Source organism: Rhizobium sp. CCGE 510, assembly GCF_000292525.1.
GTDB lineage: Bacteria > Pseudomonadota > Alphaproteobacteria > Rhizobiales > Rhizobiaceae > Rhizobium.
Genome location: NZ_AEYF01000001.1, coordinates 201,954 through 221,347, shown reverse-complemented (window position 1 = coordinate 221,347; position 19,394 = coordinate 201,954). Strand labels below are relative to the sequence as shown.

The 19,394-nt window shown below is 61.1% G+C and carries 21 protein-coding genes; 11 read left to right on the top strand and 10 right to left on the bottom strand.

Annotated elements, in window-relative coordinates:
- Window positions 1-50: 50 nt before the first annotated feature.
- Window positions 51-692: a TetR/AcrR family transcriptional regulator gene (locus tag RCCGE510_RS01105; protein WP_007626329.1), complete on the top strand. Its 642-nt coding sequence runs from the start codon at window positions 51-53 to the stop codon at window positions 690-692.
- 58 nt (window positions 693-750) lie between these two features.
- On the opposite strand, the gene RCCGE510_RS01100 is transcribed toward RCCGE510_RS01105, so the two are convergent.
- Window positions 751-1,938 carry a hypothetical protein gene (locus RCCGE510_RS01100; protein WP_007626328.1) on the bottom strand — a complete coding sequence of 396 codons (1,188 nt, stop codon included), beginning with the start codon at window positions 1,936-1,938 and terminating at the stop codon, window positions 751-753.
- Between the two features lie 235 nt (window positions 1,939-2,173).
- Here RCCGE510_RS01100 and parC point away from each other — a divergent pair, with 235 nt between their 5' ends.
- On the top strand, window positions 2,174-4,429 hold the full coding sequence (gene parC, locus RCCGE510_RS01095; protein ID WP_007626327.1) for a DNA topoisomerase IV subunit A: 2,256 nt from the start codon (window positions 2,174-2,176) through the stop codon (window positions 4,427-4,429).
- A gap of 209 nt (window positions 4,430-4,638) precedes the next feature.
- Complete coding sequence (locus RCCGE510_RS01090; RefSeq protein WP_007626325.1) at window positions 4,639-5,097, top strand: SRPBCC domain-containing protein; 459 nt, start codon at window positions 4,639-4,641, stop codon at window positions 5,095-5,097.
- Here RCCGE510_RS01090 and RCCGE510_RS01085 read toward each other — a convergent pair.
- Genes RCCGE510_RS01085 through RCCGE510_RS01075 form a run of 3 tightly spaced genes read right to left on the bottom strand, consistent with a single transcriptional unit; the run spans window position 5,087 to window position 6,642 of the window.
- The gene (locus RCCGE510_RS01085; RefSeq protein WP_007626324.1) at window positions 5,087-5,476 is read right to left on the bottom strand and encodes a type II toxin-antitoxin system death-on-curing family toxin; all 390 of its coding nucleotides are present in this window, start codon (window positions 5,474-5,476) and stop codon (window positions 5,087-5,089) included. The genes RCCGE510_RS01090 and RCCGE510_RS01085 overlap by 11 nt on opposite strands.
- Window positions 5,476-5,697: an AbrB/MazE/SpoVT family DNA-binding domain-containing protein gene (locus RCCGE510_RS01080; RefSeq protein WP_007626323.1), complete on the bottom strand. Its 222-nt coding sequence runs from the start codon at window positions 5,695-5,697 to the stop codon at window positions 5,476-5,478. The genes RCCGE510_RS01085 and RCCGE510_RS01080 overlap by 1 nt, the downstream gene beginning before the upstream one ends.
- A 60-nt stretch (window positions 5,698-5,757) precedes the next feature.
- Window positions 5,758-6,642 (bottom strand): DMT family transporter, encoded by an 885-nt coding sequence (locus RCCGE510_RS01075; RefSeq protein ID WP_007626322.1) that lies wholly within the window; start codon window positions 6,640-6,642, stop codon window positions 5,758-5,760.
- Window positions 6,643-6,695: 53 nt separating this feature from the next.
- Between RCCGE510_RS01075 and RCCGE510_RS36045 the strand changes: the two genes are divergently transcribed.
- Window positions 6,696-6,902, top strand: coding sequence for a hypothetical protein (locus RCCGE510_RS36045; RefSeq protein WP_007626321.1), 207 nt, complete (start codon window positions 6,696-6,698; stop codon window positions 6,900-6,902).
- Between the two features lie 12 nt (window positions 6,903-6,914).
- On the opposite strand, the gene RCCGE510_RS01065 is transcribed toward RCCGE510_RS36045, so the two are convergent.
- The 3 genes from RCCGE510_RS01065 to hemB form a co-directional block, all read right to left on the bottom strand.
- Complete coding sequence (locus RCCGE510_RS01065) at window positions 6,915-7,691, bottom strand: arginyltransferase (protein WP_007626320.1); 777 nt, start codon at window positions 7,689-7,691, stop codon at window positions 6,915-6,917.
- 205 nt (window positions 7,692-7,896) lie between these two features.
- On the bottom strand, window positions 7,897-8,355 hold the full coding sequence (locus RCCGE510_RS01060) for an RDD family protein (protein WP_007626319.1): 459 nt from the start codon (window positions 8,353-8,355) through the stop codon (window positions 7,897-7,899).
- Window positions 8,356-8,536: 181 nt separating this feature from the next.
- Window positions 8,537-9,550 (bottom strand): porphobilinogen synthase, encoded by a 1,014-nt coding sequence (gene hemB, locus RCCGE510_RS01055; protein WP_007626318.1) that lies wholly within the window; start codon window positions 9,548-9,550, stop codon window positions 8,537-8,539.
- A gap of 228 nt (window positions 9,551-9,778) precedes the next feature.
- On the opposite strand from hemB, the gene RCCGE510_RS01050 reads away from it, so the two are divergent.
- From RCCGE510_RS01050 to RCCGE510_RS01020, 7 genes are all read left to right on the top strand, one after another.
- Entirely contained in the window at window positions 9,779-10,216 is a 438-nt protein-coding gene (locus RCCGE510_RS01050; RefSeq protein ID WP_037077477.1) for a DUF6163 family protein, read from the top strand.
- Between the two features lie 128 nt (window positions 10,217-10,344).
- Window positions 10,345-10,860, top strand: coding sequence for a MarR family winged helix-turn-helix transcriptional regulator (locus RCCGE510_RS01045; RefSeq protein WP_007626316.1), 516 nt, complete (start codon window positions 10,345-10,347; stop codon window positions 10,858-10,860).
- A 441-nt stretch (window positions 10,861-11,301) separates the two neighbouring features.
- The gene (locus RCCGE510_RS01040) at window positions 11,302-12,603 is read left to right on the top strand and encodes a L,D-transpeptidase family protein (RefSeq protein WP_007626315.1); all 1,302 of its coding nucleotides are present in this window, start codon (window positions 11,302-11,304) and stop codon (window positions 12,601-12,603) included.
- A gap of 215 nt (window positions 12,604-12,818) precedes the next feature.
- Window positions 12,819-14,117, top strand: a complete 1,299-nt coding sequence (gene glyA, locus RCCGE510_RS01035) for a serine hydroxymethyltransferase (RefSeq protein ID WP_007626314.1) — start codon at window positions 12,819-12,821, stop codon at window positions 14,115-14,117.
- 9 nt (window positions 14,118-14,126) lie between these two features.
- The gene (gene nrdR / locus RCCGE510_RS01030; RefSeq protein ID WP_003547190.1) at window positions 14,127-14,603 is read left to right on the top strand and encodes a transcriptional regulator NrdR; all 477 of its coding nucleotides are present in this window, start codon (window positions 14,127-14,129) and stop codon (window positions 14,601-14,603) included.
- A gap of 3 nt (window positions 14,604-14,606) precedes the next feature.
- Window positions 14,607-15,908, top strand: coding sequence for a bifunctional diaminohydroxyphosphoribosylaminopyrimidine deaminase/5-amino-6-(5-phosphoribosylamino)uracil reductase RibD (gene ribD, locus RCCGE510_RS01025; RefSeq protein WP_007626307.1), 1,302 nt, complete (start codon window positions 14,607-14,609; stop codon window positions 15,906-15,908).
- Window positions 15,908-16,519 (top strand): riboflavin synthase, encoded by a 612-nt coding sequence (locus RCCGE510_RS01020; protein ID WP_007626305.1) that lies wholly within the window; start codon window positions 15,908-15,910, stop codon window positions 16,517-16,519. Before ribD ends, RCCGE510_RS01020 begins: the two co-directional genes overlap by 1 nt.
- Before the next feature lie 46 nt (window positions 16,520-16,565).
- Here the strand turns inward: RCCGE510_RS01020 and rfbA are convergent, their stop codons facing one another.
- The 3 genes from rfbA to rfbB are packed head-to-tail and all read right to left on the bottom strand — an operon-like array spanning window position 16,566 to window position 19,391.
- Window positions 16,566-17,435 carry a glucose-1-phosphate thymidylyltransferase RfbA gene (gene rfbA / locus RCCGE510_RS01015; protein WP_007626303.1) on the bottom strand — a complete coding sequence of 290 codons (870 nt, stop codon included), beginning with the start codon at window positions 17,433-17,435 and terminating at the stop codon, window positions 16,566-16,568.
- Window positions 17,436-17,445: 10 nt separating this feature from the next.
- Window positions 17,446-18,333 carry a dTDP-4-dehydrorhamnose reductase gene (gene rfbD / locus RCCGE510_RS01010; RefSeq protein ID WP_007626301.1) on the bottom strand — a complete coding sequence of 296 codons (888 nt, stop codon included), beginning with the start codon at window positions 18,331-18,333 and terminating at the stop codon, window positions 17,446-17,448.
- A 2-nt stretch (window positions 18,334-18,335) separates the two neighbouring features.
- A complete protein-coding gene (gene rfbB / locus RCCGE510_RS01005) occupies window positions 18,336-19,391 on the bottom strand; it encodes a dTDP-glucose 4,6-dehydratase (RefSeq protein ID WP_007626298.1) in 1,056 nt (351 codons plus the stop codon).
- Between the last annotated feature and the right edge of the window lie 3 nt (window positions 19,392-19,394).

Here is a 19,394-nt window from a genome sequence, read left to right as displayed (position 1 = left end):
TAATCACAATGACCGTTCCTGAATATAGCACGCCGCCCCGAATTTCTAGAGTGATCATTGTGAAAAATAATGCCGACGTCAAAAATCCTCCCGCCCGCCGCCGCGGCCGCCCGCCGGCTTTCGACCGAGAGACAGTTCTATCGGCCGCCCGAGAGACCTTCTGGGCGCGCGGATACGAGGGCGCCTCGATCGCCGATCTCACTGCCGCCATGGGCATTACGCCGCAAAGCCTTTATGCCGCCTTCAGCTCGAAGGCCGATCTCTATCGCGAGGCGTTGCAGCAGTACCGAGGGCTGGGCGCCAACACTTTTTCGGCGCTTGCCGAGCCGATCGACACCGTCTCCGCCTTCGAGCGCATATTGCGAGGCTCGGCCGCGATTTTTTCGGCGCCGGAGCATCCGAAAGGCTGCATGATTTCGACGGCGGTACTGAACTGCGCCAGCGAGAACGACGCCGTTGCCAATCATGTTGCGGCACTGCGCCGGCAGTCGCTGAATGGCTTCGCCGCCAGGATCGAGCGCGGCATCCGTGAGGGCGATATCAAGGCCGGGACCAACGCCGGCGCTCTGGCGCGATTCCTAGCTGCTATCGTCCAGGGGATGTCGGTGCAGGCGAGGGACGGAGCGTCCCATGAGGAATTACTCGATATCGCAGCCCTCGCTATCGCCGAGGTCGCCCGCCACCGTGCCTGAAAATGAAAAAGGCCCGGCAGCGGAAACTGCCGGGCCCTTCAACAATGAAACCAGTCGATCAGTCGTTGGCCGAAACCTTGACGCCGAGCACTTGCGGCAGCGTGTTCGGAGCGCCCATGGCAGCACCGACGATCGTCGGGAACGGCACCGGCTTTTCCGGAGCGGCCTTGACGGTCAAGCTCTTCGGATCGTCGAGGAAGGTGTTGACCGCTGCCGAAACGGCATTCTGCAATTCCGGGATGTTGAGCTGCGCCAGCATGATCGGCGTCATCGCCTTCAGCGAATCCGCCATCTGCTTGCCCGACATGTTCTGCTGCGAGCCAGCATAATCCAGCGCGCGCTTGGTGATCGAGGCGTCTTCGAAACGCACCTGCGCGGCTTCGAAGGACAGCTGCTGCATCAGGCCGAGCATGGCGAGGCCCAGCGCCTGCTGCGACTGGTCCTTGTCCGCACCAGCTTCGGATTCCTTCATCGCATCCTGCATCGATTTCATGAAGGCCATCGTGTAGCCCGAGATCTTGAAGCCGAGGTTCAGCTTGCCGACGTTGGTGAAGTCGAAGGCGAATTCCGAGACGTCGATCGTGCCGGGGCCGAGTTCCCAGGCGCCCTTCATGGTGATGTCGCCCTGGACGTGCTGCAGGGCGAGCTTCTCGATCGCGTCCTTGCTCTGCGCATCCTCGGTTTTGGTGAGATCGGCCTTCATGCTTTTGAAGGCGCCGTCGAAATCGAAGCCGGATTCGTCTTCGCGCAGCGTCAGGTTCATGTTGGTTTCGAGCAGCGAGAACACTTCCGCCCCGTCCTTGACCACCTTCACGGGGCCGGTATGGGCGGTTTCATAGAGCATCATCGTGTCGAGCGTGTCGCCGCCCGGCGTTGCCGGCACGGAGATGCCGCCGAGCGTCAGCTCCTGCGCCGTGACGGTCACGCCGTCTTGCGTTTTGTTGATATCGGGGAAGGCCGCTTCTTCGATGTAATAGCCGCCATCTTCGTCTTCTTCGACGCCGGAAAGGGTGATTTCGCCGATCGGCAGGCTTTCGCCGCCGGTCGGCTTGACGGTGACATTCTTCAACGTCACGGTCGTGCCGTCGATATCGACGGCCTCAGCCGCAATCGTCCCGCCCTGGGCGGCATAGGCGGCATTGATCTTCTTCAAGAGATCGGTGCCATCGAGAGCGAATGCCGAGCCGGCGAGCGAGAAAATGGCGGCGCCCGACAGCATCAGCCGCGTTGTCCGGTAAAAGTTCATGGGGTGATTCCTCTGGTGGCGTGATGGCGGTTGGAAATCTGCAGTTACGCTACTACGGATTGGGCCTGCTTTATATTTGCGGACTTCTAAATTTCCGTTGAAAGGAACGGCAAACGAAGTTCAAATTGCGGCGGAACGTTTGTCTCATCCTTTGATGTCGGTGCCAAGACTTCATCCACAGCTGCTATGCCCCGGATTCCTTGCCCGCCAGCCTCTTCTGGGCTAGTCAGGACCTATGGGACAAGAGATTTTACCGCCTTCCGGCGGAGACGACGATCACATCCAACCGGTCGACCTCAAGGCGGCGCTCGAGCAGCGTTATCTCGCCTATGCGCTGTCGACCATCATGCACCGCGCTTTGCCTGACGTGCGCGACGGGCTGAAGCCCGTTCACCGCCGCATCGTCTATGCGATGAACGAGATGGGGCTCAGGCCGACTTCGGCCTTCAGGAAATGCGCCAAGATCGTCGGCGAGGTGATGGGTAACTACCATCCGCACGGCGACCAGTCGATCTACGACGCGCTTGCCCGTCTCGCCCAGGATTTCTCGCAGCGCTACACGCTGGTCAACGGCCAGGGCAATTTCGGCAATATCGATGGCGACAGCCCCGCCGCCATGCGTTACACCGAATCGAAGATGACGGCGGTTTCCGAACTGCTGCTCGAAGGCATCGATCAGGATGCCGTCGATTTCCGCGACACCTATGATGAGTCGAATTCCGAGCCGGTCGTCCTGCCCGGCGCCTTCCCGAACCTGCTCGCCAACGGCTCCTCCGGCATCGCCGTCGGCATGGCGACCTCGATCCCGTCGCACAATGCCCACGAGCTTTGCGACGCCGCCCTGCATCTGATCAAACATCCCGATGCGACCGTCGAAAAGCTCGTCGAATTCATTCCCGGCCCGGATTTCCCCACAGGCGGCATCATCATCGACAGCCGCGACAGCATCATCGAGAGCTATCGCACCGGCCGCGGCGGTTTCCGCGTGCGGGCAAAATGGCAGACTGAAGATCTCGGCCGTGGCGGCTACCAGATCATCATCACCGAAATTCCCTTCCAGGTGCAGAAATCGCGGCTGATCGAGAAGATCGCCGAGCTGCTGATCGCCCGCAAGCTGCCGCTGCTGGAAGATATCCGCGACGAATCGGCCGAGGACATCCGCGTTGTCCTGGTGCCGAAGACCCGTAGCGTCGATCCGACGATCCTGATGGAATCGATGTTCAAGCTGACCGAGCTCGAAAACCGCTTCCCACTCAACATGAACGTGCTGTCCATGGGCCGCATCCCGCGGGTCATGGCGCTGAACGAAGTGCTGAAGGAGTGGCTGGATCACCGCCGCGAGGTCCTGCAGCGCCGCTCGCGCTTCCGCCTGGCGGCGATCGAAAGGCGCCTGGAAATCCTCAGCGGCCTTCTGATCGCCTATCTCAACATCGACGAGGTGATCAAGATCATCCGCGAGGAGGATGAGCCGAAGCCGGTGATGATGGCGCGCTGGGATCTCAGCGAGATTCAGGTCGAAGCGATCCTCAACATGCGGCTGCGCGCCTTGCGCAAGCTCGAAGAGTTCGAAATCCGCAAGGAATTCGACGAACTCACCAAGGAAAAAGGTGAGATCGAGGCGCTGCTCGCCTCCGACGACAAGCAATGGCAGACGGTCGCCTGGGAAATCGGCGAAGTGAAGAAGAAATTTGCCAAGGCGACCGAGGTCGGTCGCCGCCGCACCCAGTTTGCCGATGCGCCCGAAGCCGACGAGGAAGCAATCCAGCAGGCGATGATCGAGAAGGAACCGATTACCGTCGTCATTTCCGAAAAGGGCTGGATCCGCGCGCTGAAGGGCCATATCGCCGATACGGCGACGCTGACCTTCAAGGAGGGCGACGGCTTGAAGCTGGCCTTCCCGGCGCAGACGACGGACAAGATCCTGATCGTCACCACAGGCGGCAAGGCCTTTACGCTCGGCGGCGACAAGCTGCCTGGCGGTCGCGGTCACGGCGAGCCGCTGCGCATCATCATCGACATGGACAACGACCAGGCGGTGCTGACGGCTTTCGTCCACGATCCCTCGCGCAAACAGCTGATCGTCTCGACGGCCGGCAACGGCTTCATCGTTCCGGAGGCCGAACTGGTCGCCAATACCCGCAAGGGCAAGCAGATCATGAATGTCGCGCTGCCCGAGGAAACCCAGCTGCTCGTGCCCGTTGGTGGCGATCATGTCGCCGTCGTCGGCGAAAACCGCAAGCTGCTGGTCTTCCCCTTGGCGCAGGTGCCGGAAATGTCGCGCGGCAAGGGCGTGCGTCTGCAGCGCTACAAGGATGGCGGCATTTCCGACGTCCGCTGCTTTGCGATCGCAAACGGTCTCGTCTGGGAAGACAGCGCCGGCCGCACCTTCACGAAGAACAAGGATGAGCTTGCCGAGTGGCTGTCCGACCGCGCCACCGCCGGCCGCACTGTGCCGAAGGGTTTTCCGCGCAGCGGTAAATTTGCCGGCTGAGGCGAGACGCCTTGCCGTAACGCTTTGATTTACTGTCTAATTCTTTAGATCGGTACCGATTAGAGGAATTATATTTCTGTGCCTTGCTCTTGGCGGGCGTGGCAAATCCTCTATCTAATTCCTGTCAGCAAAAATAGGATAAGGCCGGTTTTCGCAGGCGGGCGAAATGGCACTGGAGAAGTGCGCGCGCCCTTACCGGAGGAAAATCGATGCCCGCCAGCACCATCAAAGTGCATGTGAGCCACACCTACAGGGTGCCGCCCTCTGTGGTGTACGACGCCTGGCTCAACCCTGAAATCGCCCGCCGCTTCCTGTTTGCCACCGACGACGGTCATGTCATCCGCGCCGATATCGATCCGCATGTCGGCGGTCGTTTCTTCGTCGTCGACCGCCGCCCCACAGGCGACGCCTTTCACCAGGGCGTCTTCCTGGAGCTGAAGCGTCCACAACGCATGGTCTTCAGCTTCTCCGTCGAAGAGCATGATCATAATTGCGACCGCGTCGAAATCAACATCGAGCCTCTCGGCGGCGGCAGCCGTCTGACGCTGACCCACGAAATGTGCGCCGAATGGGCCGAACACGAGGAGAAGACCCGGCGCGGCTGGGCACACGTGGTCGCAGGGCTTGGCAGGGAGCTGGAACAGCAGCAGATGAAGGCTACGGGTTGAGCGGGACGCTGAAGTCGCGAAGGAAGCGCGTCGCCCCTTCTTCATCGATCTCGCCGGCGGCGACGGCAAGCACGAAGGCGTAGAGATTGGCATCGGTCGTTTCGATCTCGTAGCCGTTTTCGAGCAGGAAAACACCTGCGGTTACGATCGCGATCCGCTTGTTGCCGTCGACGAAGGCGTGGTTACGGGCAAGGCCGAAAAGATTGGCGGCGGCGAGTTCGATGACGTCGTCGCAGCCATAATGCGCCTTGTGCATCGGCCGGCCGAGAGCAGACTCCAGCGCGCCTTCGTCACGCAATCCAGCAAGTCCGCCAAAGCGATCGATCTGCATTTTCTGCAGGCTCTCCACCAAGGGCCTCGTCAGGAATTTGAAGGCCATTATTCGGCGAGTTTTTTCAAAGCGACCTTATACTTGTCCATGAAGTATCGTGCGGTCTCGAGCTGACGCGACAAATCCTCGTCAGTCGGCTTCAAAGTGATGCCGCCGTTTTCAACCTGCATTTCCAGTGAATCACCGGTTTTCAATCCAAGCCGGTCGAGGACCTCCTTGGAGATGATAATTCCCTCGGAATTGCCGATCTTCCGGATTGTCACGTTCATTTCTTCATCCTCTGGTGTGGTAACGGAGTTATAACATGAGGGATGGGCAGGCGACAACGCCTATTCCGCCAACCGCCTGATGCTTCTTCCCCACACCATCCAGGAACAATGCCCGGCGATAGCCGACGTCAGGATGCCGCCACCGACGAGTGTCATCGTCGCCGGCGTTTCCGAAAAGATCAGCCAGACCCAGATCGGGGCGAGCACGGTTTCGAGCAGGTAGAACATGCCGACTTCAGGGGCGGAGAGGTAGCGCGGCCCGGTCGCAAGGCACCAGAAGGCGACGGGCATCACGATGGCGCCATTGAAGAGGATCCAGCCGGGATGGGCGATGGAAAGCCCTGAGGGCAGAGCTTGCGCGAGACCGAGCGCAGCCGGCAGGATGGCGGCAAGCAGTGGCACGAAGCCCATTTCCCGGCGCGAGGCCCGGCCGATTGTGATGGCTGCGGCAAGAATAAGCGCGCTGAGAAGCGCCATGGCGTCGCCGAAAAAATGGCCGCTGGAAAGCCCTTCATGCACGATCAGCCCGACGCCGAAGATCATGAACAGCATGGCGATCAGCGTTGCGGCTTGCGGCTTCTCCTTGAGGAAAGACCAGGAAAGAAGCGCCCCGAACATCGGGTTGAAGGCGACGATGAAGACGACATTGGCTGTGGTCGTGTTGAAGATGGCGAGCACGAAAGTGTGGGACGAAAGGCCGTAGAGCAGACCGGCGAGCAGGCCGGCTCGCCCCGGAACGAGGACCGGCCAATTGCCCGAGGCAACACGGATTGCGCCAAGGATGACGAGCGTGGCGAGAACCGTGGCCGCGCTTCGCGTTCCCAGGACCGACCAAATGTCGCCATCGCCAAGGCGGACGAGCGGAATATCCATGGAAAGCGCCAGACCGCCGATCGCCGTCAGCAGCAGGCCGTTCCGATGATCGGAAAGAGCGGTGGGGAACATCTAGAGCCTTTCCTGGTCAGATTGAATCATTCTGTTGGCTTAAACGGAGTCGGATGGTCGACCGGCTGGCGCGCGTCGTAGCCAAGCGCTACGGCCAAGCCGGCCGGTCGATCAGACGGCCCGTTTCAGCCAACCCGAAGGGCCGGGACATCTTTCCGCCAGGATCAGAGGCGATCGGCTCGGACGTACCAAGGGGTATGCCCATCGCCAATCGCCTCTGCCCTGACGAAAACCTGCTCCGGCAGAATGCTTCAATCTAACCAGGAAAGGCTCTAGTCGTGGGTGCTCTCGGGCATGGATGCGGGATCGAAACGTTCCCAGCCGCGCGGCGTCAGATGTTCCTGCGGCTGGAAGCGTGTCTTGTAGTCCATTTTTCGCGATCCTTGAACCCAATAGCCGAGATAGACATGCGGCAGGCCGAGCGCCTTCGTGCGCCGGACGTGGTCGAGAATCATGAAGGTGCCGAGCGACCGCCGCTCGAGATCGGGATTGAAATAGGAATAGACCATCGATAGCCCGTCGCTCATCGTGTCGGTCAGCGCGGCGCCAAGCAGCTCGCCCTTCGGCCGCTGCTCCAGTCCGGAGCCTTCTTCACGCCGGCGATATTCGACGATTCGCGTGTTCACATGCGTGTCCTCGACCATTATCGCATAGTCGAGCACGGTCATGTCGGACATGCCGCCCTGCTGGTGGCGATAATCGAGATAGCGCCGGAAAAGCGAATATTGCTCGCTGGAAGGCTGGGCGCTAAATTCGGTGGCGATGACGTCGGAGTTGGCGGCAAGCACCCGCTTCATCGATTTCGTCGGCTCGAATTCCTGGGCGAGAATGCGCACGGAAACGCAGGCGCGACAGGATTCGCAGGCTGGGCGGTAGGCGATGTTCTGCGAGCGGCGGAAACCGCCCTGCGTCAGGATGTCGTTCATCTCGGCGGCGCGCGGGCCGACCAGATGGGTGAACACTTTACGCTCCATCTCATGCGGCAGATACGGACACGCAGCCGGAGCCGTCAGATAAAACTGCGGGGATGGCGTTGTCTGCGTATTCATCTGTCGCGGAAATTTCCTTGTCGAGGCCGTACCGTTTCTTGACAGCATGACCTAAGAATAAAAAACGTCAACAGCGGGACGGTTCTCGCCGTCCATATCGGTCTTCTAATTTTAGATATGGAGCGTTGGCGCCCCCGGGCAAAGAGAAAGCGGAGACTTTATTTCGTCTCCGCTTAATGGTTCGGCCGTGATCTCGGTCCAAGGCTCAGGCGGTGCGGACCGTTGCCGTGCCGACCAGCAGGTCGTGGATGAGACGGCTGCGTTCAGTAAACAGGCCGGCAAGCAGGATGAGCGGCGTCAGCACCGAGTTGAGGATCCAGAACAGCGCCAGATGCACGATTGCCGTCAGGAAATCCATTGGCCGACCGTCGACGCGCACGATGGCTATCCCCATCGCGCGCATACCGAGCGAGGCCTGGCTCCGCCCGCCGACAGTCAGGCCGAAGTAGATGCCGGCGACGATGACGAAGAGGGCAGGGTAGAGCAGGAAGCCGAGCCCGAGCGTCACGATCGACAGGAAGAACAGCACGATCGCTGCGGGGATGCACAGTAGCAGCACGATCAGATAGTCGAGGATGAAGGCGAAGACACGGCGGCTCAACACGCCGCTATAGGCGCGCCAGTCCTCCGGTGCGGCATAAAGCGGATTGGGGTTGTAGCTCATCTCAATCTCCTGCGGAAAACCGATGCCGCAGATATGGTGTCAGCCGGGCGAAATACAATATTTTCTGCCTAGATGCGGATGTTTCAGGCCGGTCCGGCCTGAAACATCCGCATCTAAATCGAAGAAATAGAGCATGATGTCGCCCGAAAACCGCATACACTTTTCGGCATCATGCTCGCAATCACCGTTTGCTGAGGATTTTCGCCACCTCGACCGCGAAATAGGTGAGAATGCCGTCGCATCCGGCCCGCTTGAACGACAGCAGCGTTTCGAGCATCGCCCGCTCGCCATCGATCCAGCCGTTCATCGCCGCCGCCTTGATCTGGCTATACTCGCCAGAGACCTGGTAGGCGAAGGTCGGCAGGCCGAAGGCCTCCTTCATCCGCCAGCAGATGTCGAGATAGGGCAGGCCGGGCTTGACCATCAGCATGTCGGCGCCTTCCTCGACGTCGAGGGCCGCGTCGCGGATCGCCTCGGTGCCGTTGGCCGGGTCGATATAATAGGTCTTCTTGTCGCCTTTCAGCAGCCCGCCCGTCGAGATCGCCTCGCGATAGGGGCCGTAGAAGGCGGAGGCGAATTTCGTTGCATAGCTCATGATCCCGACGCTCTGGTGGCCGGCGGCATCGAGCGCCATGCGGATTGCGCCGATACGTCCGTCCATCATCTCCGATGGCGCAATAATGTCGGCCCCGGCATCCGCCTGCATCACCGCGGCCCGCGCCACCTGATCGACCGTCTCGTCGTTGACGATCTCGCCGTCTCTCAAGATTCCGTCATGGCCATGGCTGGTGAAGGGGTCGAGCGCGACGTCGGTGATGACGCCGATATTGGGCACCGCCTTCTTGATCGCCGCCGTCGCCTGATTGATCAGATTGTTGGCTTCGAGGCTGTTCGAGCCGGTCTCGTCGCGCAGTTCCATTTCGATATTCGGAAAGGTGGCGAGCGCCGGAATGCCGAGGCCGGCCGCTTCGCGCGCCGCTTCGACGGCTTTGTCGATGCTCATGCGGTTGACGCCCGGCATGGCCGCGATCGGATCGACGATGCCGGAACCCGGCACGATGAAGATCGGCCAGATCAGGTCGTCGACCGTCAGCCGGTTTTCCTGCACCAGCCGGCGCGTCCAGTCTGCCTTGCGGTTGCGCCGCATGCGGCGATGGCCGGTGATGTCGTCGACGAGATGCGTCCTGTCCTGCATGATATCTGCCCCCTGGGCCATTCCATTTATCGGAGCGCTCATTATCATGGCGCCTTGAAAATCCAAACCGGGCGATTGGCCGCGGCGGAAAAACCTTGGCGCATAATGCCGAAATCAAAGTCGATTTTCGGCATTACGCGCGCACTCGATATGATAGAGCGTCGTTTGCGCGTCGTCAGACGCGTGGCGTTCTTTAAGAAGATGCAACCCCAAACCGATGTCTGCGCTATGGAAACCGATTCCCCGACGATACCGAAACGCACACTGGCGGATATCCTCTTCATTCTCTTCCTGAGACTGGTTGCCGTATCCTGCTTCTGGTTCGGCCTGCAATATTGGGCGATGCTCGTCGGCTATTCGCTGGTCGGCGCCGGCCGCTTCGATCTTTTGAGCCTGCCATGGAAGGTGGCGAGCACCAGTCTGGCCGTACTTTTTCCCGTCGCCTCCCTCGGCCTCTGGCTCACCGTCTCCTGGGGGCCGGTCATCTGGGTGCTGGCCGCCGGCGGGCAAATCCTGATGTATGGCCTGCTGCCGGATATTTTCGGCCCCAACAAGCTGATCATCCTGCTGCATGTCATTGTCGCCGTGGTTTACTGGATTTTCCGCCTGCTGCTCTGGCTGGAAAAGCGCCGCTATCGCCGCGAGGTAAGTGTTGATTTACCCTGAGACAACGTGGGGTTACCGGTAAGGCTCCGTTAAGCCTGCGGTTTAAGTCGAATTTTATATGTATTCGATAGGGTCTCACTCAAGGCGGGAAGAAAACACACCGCCAACCAAACAGTGAGGCAGTTAATATGAACACGAAAATCAAGCCGCAGGCGGTATCGAACTTCCGTGACCAGCAGGACCAGGGCATCCGTGATCTTTACATGGAATCCCTTCATCTTGTTGAACGTCTTCACCGCCGTCTTCTCGACGTCATCAAGGACGAGTTCGACCGTCAGGGTCGCAGCGACGTCAACGCCATCCAGGCGCTGCTCCTTTTCAACATCGGCAATTCCGAGCTGACCGCCGGCGAGCTGCGCTCGCGTGGCTACTATCTCGGCTCCAACGTTTCCTACAACGTCAAGAAGCTGGTCGACCTCGGTTTCATCAACCACCAGCGCTCGCGCATCGACCGTCGCTCGGTCCGCATCAGCCTGACCGAAACCGGCCAGGACATCGCCGAAACGGTGGGCAAGCTCTACGAACGCCACATCACCTCGATTGACAAGGTCGGCGGCATCGGCACCGACGAGTTCACCCAGATGAACAAGCTGCTCCAGCGTCTGGACCGCTTCTGGAACGACAGCATCATGTATCGCCTCTAAGACCCCTGACCTCCTTCAGGGTTGCAGAAAACCGGACGTGTCCCTGCGCGTCCGGTTTTGCCGTTTGCTCTCGCGTGGCATCTTTGCAACGCAAAGGCGGGCAGGCATTATCGCGGTATTCAAGCCGTCTTTTAGCCGTTATTAACCGGCACGGTTTAGCCCGTCATATGGTTCGTTATGTCGAGTTTCCGGTAGCCGGATTGTCGGTCTTCCGGCCCGTCAACACGAATTGGCCATATTGGTGTGGCAGCGGAAGGCTTAACAACCGGCGCTTTCAATGGACCAATCAGACGTTCAGGCTGTCGCATCGCAATCTTGTGATGGGCAAGCGGAAAGTTTTGATGTGCCGGGACAACAAATGCACGGAGATCTGCGTTAAAGCGCAGTGATATCTCAAAGAGCCGCGGCTTCTCTTTATCGCCGCATTCAGTGGTTGGGACTATGTCGAAGAAAAACGGAATTGAAGCTCTCTCGCGCCGCGCTTTCCTGGCGTCCGCGGCAACGATTGGCGCCGGCGCGATTGCCGCGCCGGCCTTCGCGCAATCGGCGCTTGATACGCTGATCAATGCACCGCGCCGCGGCAACTGGGACGACCAGTTCGACGCCAAGGCGGCTTCGCGCACCGCAAGCGCCGTCGTTTCCAATACGCCGATCCTCGGCCCCCAATCGGTCGCCAGCGCCCAGCAGGCGGTCATGCAGTATCAGCAGATCGCCGCTGCCGGCGGCTGGCCGGAGGTCAATCCCGGTGACCAGAAGCTGCAGCTCGGCGTCAGCCATCCCGCAGTCCAGGCGCTGCGTCAGCGCCTGGCGATCACCGGCGACCTGCCACGCGAGGCCGGCATGTCGAGTGCCTTCGACTCCTATGTCGACGGCGCCGTCAAGCGCTTCCAGGCCCGCCACGGCCTGCCGTCCGATGGTGTGCTCGGCGAATTCACGCTGAAGGCGATGAACATCCCTGCCGATGTCCGCCTGCAGCAGCTGAACACCAACATCATCCGCTTGCAGACGTTCCCCGAGGATCTCGGCCGCCGCCACGTGATGGTCAACATCCCGGCTGCCTATGTCGAGGCAGTCGAAGACGGCAGTGTCGCGACGCGCCACACCGCGGTTGTCGGACGTCTCAGCCGTCCGACGCATCTCGTCAATTCGAAGATCTACGAGGTCATCCTCAACCCCTACTGGACCTCGCCGCGCTCGATCGTCGAGAAGGACATCATGCCGCTGATGCGCAAGGATCCGACCTATCTCGAAAAGAACGCCATCCGCCTGATCGACGGCAAGGGCAACGAAGTTGCCCCCGAGACCATCGACTGGAACGGCGAGGCGCCGAACCTGATGTTCCGCCAGGACCCCGGCAAGACCAACGCTATGGCCTCGACGAAGATCAATTTCTACAACAAGAACGGCGAGTACATGCACGACACGCCGCAGCAGGGCCTATTCAACAAGCTGATGCGCTTCGAATCCTCTGGCTGCGTCCGCGTCCAGAACGTGCGCGACTTGTCGAACTGGCTCTTGCGCGAGACCCCCGGCTGGAACCGCCAGCAGATGGAGCAGGTGATCGCAACCGGCGTCAACACGCCGGTCAAACTCGCCACGGAAGTTCCGGTCTATTTCGTCTATATCTCCGCCTGGGGCATGCCCGACGGCGTCGTCCAGTTCCGCGACGACATCTACCAGATGGACGGCAACGCCGAGCTGGCGCTCGATACGACGGCCGGCATGGAGCAGCCGGTCCAGTAAGCGGCCGCCGCTTTATTGGGTTTTCAAACCGCGCCTCCCGGCGCGGTTTTTTTATGCCGAGCCGGGCGGTCCATAGCGCGGTCGCCAGGCGTCCGCAAAGAGCGGTCACAAAAAGGCCGGAGCGCGCGGTTTGCTCAGCAAATGTCGTTCTTCGTATTGCCCTTGCCACAGCGGAAGGCTAATACCTCAGCGCATTCCAGTTGAGGAGCCCGCCGATGACCAATGCTTCCACCGAATCCTTCTTCAATCGCTCGCTTGCGGACGTCGATCCCGAGATTTTCGGTGCGATCGGAAAGGAACTCGGTCGCCAACGGCACGAGATTGAACTGATCGCTTCCGAGAACATCGTCTCCCGCGCCGTGCTGGAAGCTCAGGGCTCCATCATGACCAACAAATATGCCGAGGGTTATCCCGGCAAGCGTTATTACGGCGGCTGCCAGTTCGTCGATATCGCCGAGGAGCTGGCGATCGAGCGCGCCAAGAAGCTGTTCGGCGTCAATTTCGCCAACGTCCAGCCGAATTCCGGCTCGCAGATGAACCAGGCCGTGTTCCTGGCGCTGCTCCAGCCTGGCGATACGTTTATGGGTCTCGACCTGAATTCGGGCGGCCACCTCACCCATGGTTCGCCGGTCAATATGTCCGGCAAGTGGTTCAACGTCGTCTCGTACGGCGTGCGCGAAGGTGACAACCTGCTCGACATGGATGAAGTCGAGCGCAAGGCCAAGGAAACCAAGCCGAAGCTGATCATCGCCGGCGGCACCGCCTATTCCCGCATCTGGGACTGGAAGCGTTTCCGCGAGATCGCCGACTCGGTCGGCGCCTATCTGATGGTCGACATGGCCCACATCGCCGGCCTCGTTGCCGGCGGCCAGCATCCGTCGCCGTTCCCGCATTGCCACGTCGCCACGACGACGACCCACAAGTCGCTGCGCGGCCCGCGCGGCGGCGTGATCCTCACCAATGAAGAGGATCTGGCCAAGAAGTTCAATTCGGCCGTCTTCCCCGGTCTGCAGGGTGGTCCGCTGATGCACATCATCGCCGCCAAGGCCGTCGCCTTCGGCGAAGCGCTGCAGCCGGAGTTCAAGGACTACGCCGCCCAGGTCGTCAAGAACGCCAAGGCGCTGGCTGAAACGCTGATCGCGGGTGGTCTCGACGTCGTCTCCGGCGGCACCGACAACCATTTGATGCTGGTCGACCTGCGCAAGAAGAACGCCACCGGCAAACGCGCCGAGGCAGCTCTCGGCCGCGCCTACGTCACCTGCAACAAGAACGGCATTCCCTTCGACCCGGAAAAGCCCTTCGTCACCTCGGGCGTGCGCCTCGGCGCCCCGGCCGGCACGACGCGCGGGTTCAAGGAAGCCGAATTCCGCGAAATCGGCAATCTGATCGTCGAGGTTCTCGACGGCCTGAAGGTCGCCAATTCCGATGAAGGCAATGCCGCCGTCGAAGCAGCCGTGCGCGGCAAGGTGGTCAACCTCACAGACCGCTTCCCAATGTATGATTACATGGGATAAGGAGTAGCGATGCGCTGCCCCTATTGCGGTTCGGAAGATACCCAGGTCAAGGATTCGCGCCCGGCGGAGGACAACACGTCCATCCGCCGGCGGCGTATCTGTCCGGATTGCGGCGGCCGCTTCACCACCTTCGAGCGCGTGCAACTGCGCGAGCTGATGGTCATCAAGAAGACCGGCCGCAAAGTACCCTTCGACCGCGACAAGCTGGTGCGCTCCTTCGAAGTGGCGCTGCGCAAGCGCCCCGTCGAGCGCGATCGCATCGAGCGGGCCGTTTCCGGCATCGTCCGCCGGCTGGAAAGCTCCGGCGAGACCGAGATCTCCTCCGAGCAGATCGGCCTGCAGGTGCTTGAAGCCATGAAGAGCCTCGACGATGTCGGCTTCGTGCGCTACGCCTCGGTCTATCGGGATTTCTCTCTTGCCGAGGATTTCGAAAAGGTCATTTCCGAAATCAACGCCAAGATCGCCCGCGACCCGCTGGACAGGTGAGCCATGAGCGTCACGCCGAATGACGAAGGTTTCATGGCGGCGGCGATCCGCCTGTCGCGCCGGCATCTCGGCCGCACCGCCACCAACCCCTCCGTCGGCTGCCTGATCGTCAGGGACGGCGTCGTCGTCGGCCAGGCGGTTACCGCTGTCGGCGGCCGTCCGCATGCCGAGACGCAGGCGCTCGCCGAGGCTGGCGCGCTCGCTCGCGGCGCCACCGCCTATGTGACGCTCGAACCCTGCTCGCATCACGGCAAGACGCCGCCCTGTGCCGAGGCGCTGATTTCCTATGGCGTTGTTCGCGTCGTCATCAGCGTCACCGATCCCGATCCGCGTGTCTCCGGCCGGGGCATTGCCATGCTGCGCGAAGCGGGCATTGAGGTGGATGCCGGCGTGCTGGAGGCCGAGGGCCAACGTTCGCTGGCCGGTTATCTCACGCGCCAGACGAAGAACCGGCCTTATGTGACTCTCAAGCTTGCCGTTTCCGCTGACGGCATGATCGGCCGTCAGGGGGCGGGGCAGGTGGCGATCACCGGCCCGGAAGCCCGCGCTGAGGTGCAGGCGCTGCGCGCCGAAATCGACGCGATCCTCGTCGGCATCGGAACTGCGCTATCGGATGATCCGCTGCTGACGGTGCGGACACCAGGCCTTGAAGCGCAGTCCCCCATCCGCATCGTGCTCGATCCGTCGCTGGTCTTGCCGCTGACGAGCAAGCTGGTTGCGACCGCGCGGGAGGTGCCGGTGATCGTGGTGGCGAGCGAGGAAGTGTCGCCTTTAGCGGCGGATGCCGAGGGATTACCCCCCTCTGTCCTGCCGGACATCTCCCCCACAAGGGGGGAGATCGGCCAGAGGCGGGATCCGAATTCCCAAGATGACTCGTCGTCACGATTAACGGCAGATGGAGGGCAGGGAGCTAGCCGCCAGCCGATCTCCCCACCTGGGGGGGAGATGCCCGGCAAGGCAGAGGGGGGTAACTTGCTCGCCCACGCTGAATCTCGGCGCACCGCACTCGAAGCCGCCGGCGTCGAAATCCTCTACTGCAATCCTTATCATCCGGAAATCCTGCTGCCGGCTTTGGCAGCACGCGGTATTTCCTCGCTTCTGGTCGAGGGCGGTGCCAAGACGGCGCGACTTTTTCTCGAAGCCGGCCTCGTCGACCGCATCCAGCTTTACCAGGCGCCTGTCGTCATCGGCGAGGGTGGTATTGAATCGCCGCTTGAAGCAACCGACATACCATCGGGTTTTGCCCATGCGGGCACGCAGATGTTCGGCGCAGATCGCCTGGACGAATACGAAAGAGGGCTTTGATGTTTACCGGAATAGTCACCGATGTCGGCACGGTCGAATCCGTTTCCCCGTTGAGGGAAGGCATCCGGCTGCGGGTCGCGACCGCCTATGATCCGACGACGATCGACATGGGCGCCTCGATCTCCCATGCCGGCATCTGCTTGACCGTTACCGCACTTCCGGCCGAGGGCAGCAACGGCCGCTGGTTCGAGGTCGAAGCCTGGGAAGAGGCGCTGCGGCTGACGACAATCGGCACCTGGCGGGAAGGCAGCCGCATCAATCTCGAACGGTCGCTGAAGATCGGCGATGAACTCGGCGGCCACATCGTTTCCGGCCATGTCGACGGCAAGGCGGAAATCCTCTCGGTGACATCGGAGGGCGACGCCACCCGTTATCGCCTGCGGGCGCCCGAACATCTGGCGAAATTCGTCGCCCCCAAGGGCTCGATCGCCCTCGACGGCACCTCGCTGACCGTCAATGCGGTCGACGGCACCGATTTTGACGTCCTGCTCATCCGCCACACGCTCGAAGTGACGACGTGGGGCGAGCGCAAGGCCGGCGATTTCGTCAATTTCGAAGTCGACACCATGGCCCGTTACGCAGCCAGGCTGGCTGAATTCCCGAGCGCCTGAATCGAAAATCTGTACCGGTTTCGTGGGTGCGCACCGGCCGGAGTGCTCACCAATCCGGGGACAGCTTCCTCAGATACTGGCCGTAGGCGCTCTTGCCGAGCGTCTCCGCGAGCTTGGCGAGGTCGTCCTGCGATATGTAACCCATGCGCCAGGCGACTTCTTCGGGGCAGGCGATCTTGAAGCCCTGGCGTTTCTCCAGCGTGCTGACGAAAGCTGCTGCATCGTGCAGACTATCAGGCGTGCCGGTGTCGAGCCAGGCATAGCCCCGGCCCATCAGCTCCACAAAAAGCTGGCCACGCTCGAGATAGGTGCGGTTGAGATCGGTAATCTCCAATTCGCCGCGCGGTGACGGCTTCAGGTTGGCGGCGATATCGACCACCTGCTGATCGTAGAAATAGAGGCCGGTCACCGCCCAGTTCGATTTCGGGGCCTTCGGTTTCTCCTCGATCGATAGCGCATTCATTTTTTCGTCAAAGCCGACAACGCCATAGCGTTCCGGATCGGTGACGTGATAGGCGAAGACCGTCGCGCCTTCCCGCCGACTCGTCCCGGATTTCATGATTTCCGGTAGTCCGTGCCCGTAGAAGATGTTGTCGCCGAGAACGAGTGCCGAGCTGTCGCCGTGCACGAAGTCGGCGCCGATGATGAAGGCCTGGGCGAGGCCGTCCGGACTCGCCTGTACGGCATAGGTCAGCGAAATTCCCCATTGCGAGCCGTCGCCGAGAAGGCGCTTGAAGGCTTCGACGTCGTGAGGCGTGGTGATGATCAGCAACTCCCTGATGCCGGCAAGCATGAGCGTCGTAAGCGGATAGTAGATCATCGGCTTGTCGTAGACCGGCATCAACTGTTTCGAGACGGCCTGCGTAATCGGATGCAGACGCGTGCCTGTGCCGCCGGCGAGAATAATGCCCTTCATGCCCATCTCCTTAAAGACCCCTATTCAAAAGGTCTTGCATGACAATCGTCATAGACTGCTTCCATTCCGGGAGCCGGATTCCATATGTCCTGGCTAGCTTGTCGCCATTGAGACGTGAATTGGCGGGACGCCTCGCCGGTGTCGGATAGTCCGCCGTCGGGATGCGCTCGACGCCGACGGTTCTCCCGCCGGATTTGGAAAGCTTCGCGAATATCTCTTCCGCGAAATCAGCCCAGCTTGCTTCGCCGCTGCCGGTCAGGTGAAAAGTACCGCGGAGCGATGGCGCAGGGTCTGCTACGATACGGGTTGCGATTGCAAGAATCGCGTCGGCTATGTCGAGTGCCGAAGTCGGGCATCCTGTCTGATCGGCGACAACGCGAAGATGATCGCGCGTCTCGGACAGCCGCAGCATCGTTTTCAGGAAATTGGTGCCAAAGGGCGAATAGACCCAGGCGGTGCGCAAGATGACGTGGTTCGGGTTCGCCGCCGCGACGGCCGTCTCCCCCGCGAGCTTCGAACGCCCATAGACGGAGACCGGCGCCGTCGCATCCTCTTCGGAATACGCGGAGGCCTTGTCGCCGCTGAAGACGTAGTCGGTCGAAATGTGGATGACCGGCACCCCGATCCGCGCGCAAGCCTCGGCAACCGCCCCGGCACCTGCCGCGTTAACGGAAAAAGCAAGCTCGGCGTCGCTCTCGGCCTTGTCGACCGCCGTATAGGCGGCGGCCGAGACGATGACATCCGGGCGCAGAGCTGAGAAGGCGGCTACGATACTTTCGGGATTCGCGAGGTCCATTTCCGGGCGCCCAACCGCGCTGATTTCGACGCCGGTTTCGGCGCCACGTCTCAGCAGCGACTGAACGACTTGACCCTGTTTGCCGGTGACGGCGATGCGCATCTCTATCGTTCCTTGAAAACGCCGAGGCGTTCGCCGGAGTAGACGTTTTCGCTCAGCGGCCTCCACCACCATTCGTTTTCCAAGTACCAGTGCACGGTCTTCTCGATGCCGGTTTCGAAGGTCTCTTGCGCCTTCCAGCCGAGTTCGCTTTCGAGTTTCGAGGCATCGATCGCATAGCGTGCGTCGTGCCCGGGGCGGTCCGTGACGTTGGTGATCAGACGTGCATGCGGTGCCTTGTCACCGCAGACGCCGTCAAGAATAGCACAGATGCGATGAACGACATCGATGTTCCTGCGCTCATTGCGGCCGCCCACATTGTATTTTTCGCCGGGGCGCCCTCTGGATGCGATCGTGAAGAGCGCGCGGGCGTGGTCTTCGACATACAGCCAGTCGCGGACATTCGCGCCATTGCCGTAAACCGGGAGAGGCTTGCCCTCCAGTGCGTTCAGGATCATCAGCGGTATGAGTTTTTCGGGGAAATGGAACGGGCCGTAATTGTTGGAGCAGTTGGATACGACGACGGGCAGGCCGTAGGTGCGGTGCCAGGCGATCGCCAGATGGTCGCTCGCCGCCTTGGAGGCGGAGTAGGGCGAGGACGGATCGTAAGGCGTCGTCTCCTCGAAGAGACCCTCGTCGCCAAGCGAGCCGTAGACCTCGTCCGTTGAGACATGCAGAAAGCGGAAGGCACTCTTGCGGCGAGCGTCAAGCCCATCCCAATAGTGCCGTGCGGCATCCAGCAGGCTGAATGTGCCGACGATATTGGTCTGAATGAAATCGGCCGCGCCCGAGATCGAGCGGTCGACATGGCTCTCTGCCGCCAGATGCATGACGAGATCAGGGCGGAAGGACGCAAATGCTTCCTGCATCCTGGTGTGGTCGCAGATGTCGGCGCGCAGGAATTGATAGTTGGGCGCCGATTCGACGGATTTCAGCGACGCCAGATTGCCGGCGTAGGTCAGCGTGTCGACATTCAGCACCTCGGCGCCAATCTCGCTGACGAGATGGCGCACCAATGCCGATCCGATAAAGCCCGCTCCGCCCGTGACCAGTATGCGCATCGT

Coding starts and splice junctions, on each gene's coding strand:
- RCCGE510_RS01100 (WP_007626328.1), bottom strand. CDS start 1,938: ATGAACTTTTACCGGACAACGCGGCTGATGCTGTCGGGCGCCGCCATT.
- parC (WP_007626327.1), top strand. CDS start 2,174: ATGGGACAAGAGATTTTACCGCCTTCCGGCGGAGACGACGATCACATC.
- RCCGE510_RS01090 (WP_007626325.1), top strand. CDS start 4,639: ATGCCCGCCAGCACCATCAAAGTGCATGTGAGCCACACCTACAGGGTG.
- RCCGE510_RS01085 (WP_007626324.1), bottom strand. CDS start 5,476: ATGGCCTTCAAATTCCTGACGAGGCCCTTGGTGGAGAGCCTGCAGAAA.
- RCCGE510_RS01080 (WP_007626323.1), bottom strand. CDS start 5,697: ATGAACGTGACAATCCGGAAGATCGGCAATTCCGAGGGAATTATCATC.
- RCCGE510_RS01075 (WP_007626322.1), bottom strand. CDS start 6,642: ATGTTCCCCACCGCTCTTTCCGATCATCGGAACGGCCTGCTGCTGACG.
- RCCGE510_RS36045 (WP_007626321.1), top strand. CDS start 6,696: ATGGTCGACCGGCTGGCGCGCGTCGTAGCCAAGCGCTACGGCCAAGCC.
- RCCGE510_RS01065 (WP_007626320.1), bottom strand. CDS start 7,691: ATGAATACGCAGACAACGCCATCCCCGCAGTTTTATCTGACGGCTCCG.
- RCCGE510_RS01060 (WP_007626319.1), bottom strand. CDS start 8,355: ATGAGCTACAACCCCAATCCGCTTTATGCCGCACCGGAGGACTGGCGC.
- hemB (WP_007626318.1), bottom strand. CDS start 9,550: ATGCAGGACAGGACGCATCTCGTCGACGACATCACCGGCCATCGCCGC.
- RCCGE510_RS01050 (WP_037077477.1), top strand. CDS start 9,779: ATGGAAACCGATTCCCCGACGATACCGAAACGCACACTGGCGGATATC.
- RCCGE510_RS01045 (WP_007626316.1), top strand. CDS start 10,345: ATGAACACGAAAATCAAGCCGCAGGCGGTATCGAACTTCCGTGACCAG.
- RCCGE510_RS01040 (WP_007626315.1), top strand. CDS start 11,302: ATGTCGAAGAAAAACGGAATTGAAGCTCTCTCGCGCCGCGCTTTCCTG.
- glyA (WP_007626314.1), top strand. CDS start 12,819: ATGACCAATGCTTCCACCGAATCCTTCTTCAATCGCTCGCTTGCGGAC.
- nrdR (WP_003547190.1), top strand. CDS start 14,127: ATGCGCTGCCCCTATTGCGGTTCGGAAGATACCCAGGTCAAGGATTCG.
- ribD (WP_007626307.1), top strand. CDS start 14,607: ATGAGCGTCACGCCGAATGACGAAGGTTTCATGGCGGCGGCGATCCGC.
- RCCGE510_RS01020 (WP_007626305.1), top strand. CDS start 15,908: ATGTTTACCGGAATAGTCACCGATGTCGGCACGGTCGAATCCGTTTCC.
- rfbA (WP_007626303.1), bottom strand. CDS start 17,435: ATGAAGGGCATTATTCTCGCCGGCGGCACAGGCACGCGTCTGCATCCG.
- rfbD (WP_007626301.1), bottom strand. CDS start 18,333: ATGCGCATCGCCGTCACCGGCAAACAGGGTCAAGTCGTTCAGTCGCTG.
- rfbB (WP_007626298.1), bottom strand. CDS start 19,391: ATGCGCATACTGGTCACGGGCGGAGCGGGCTTTATCGGATCGGCATTG.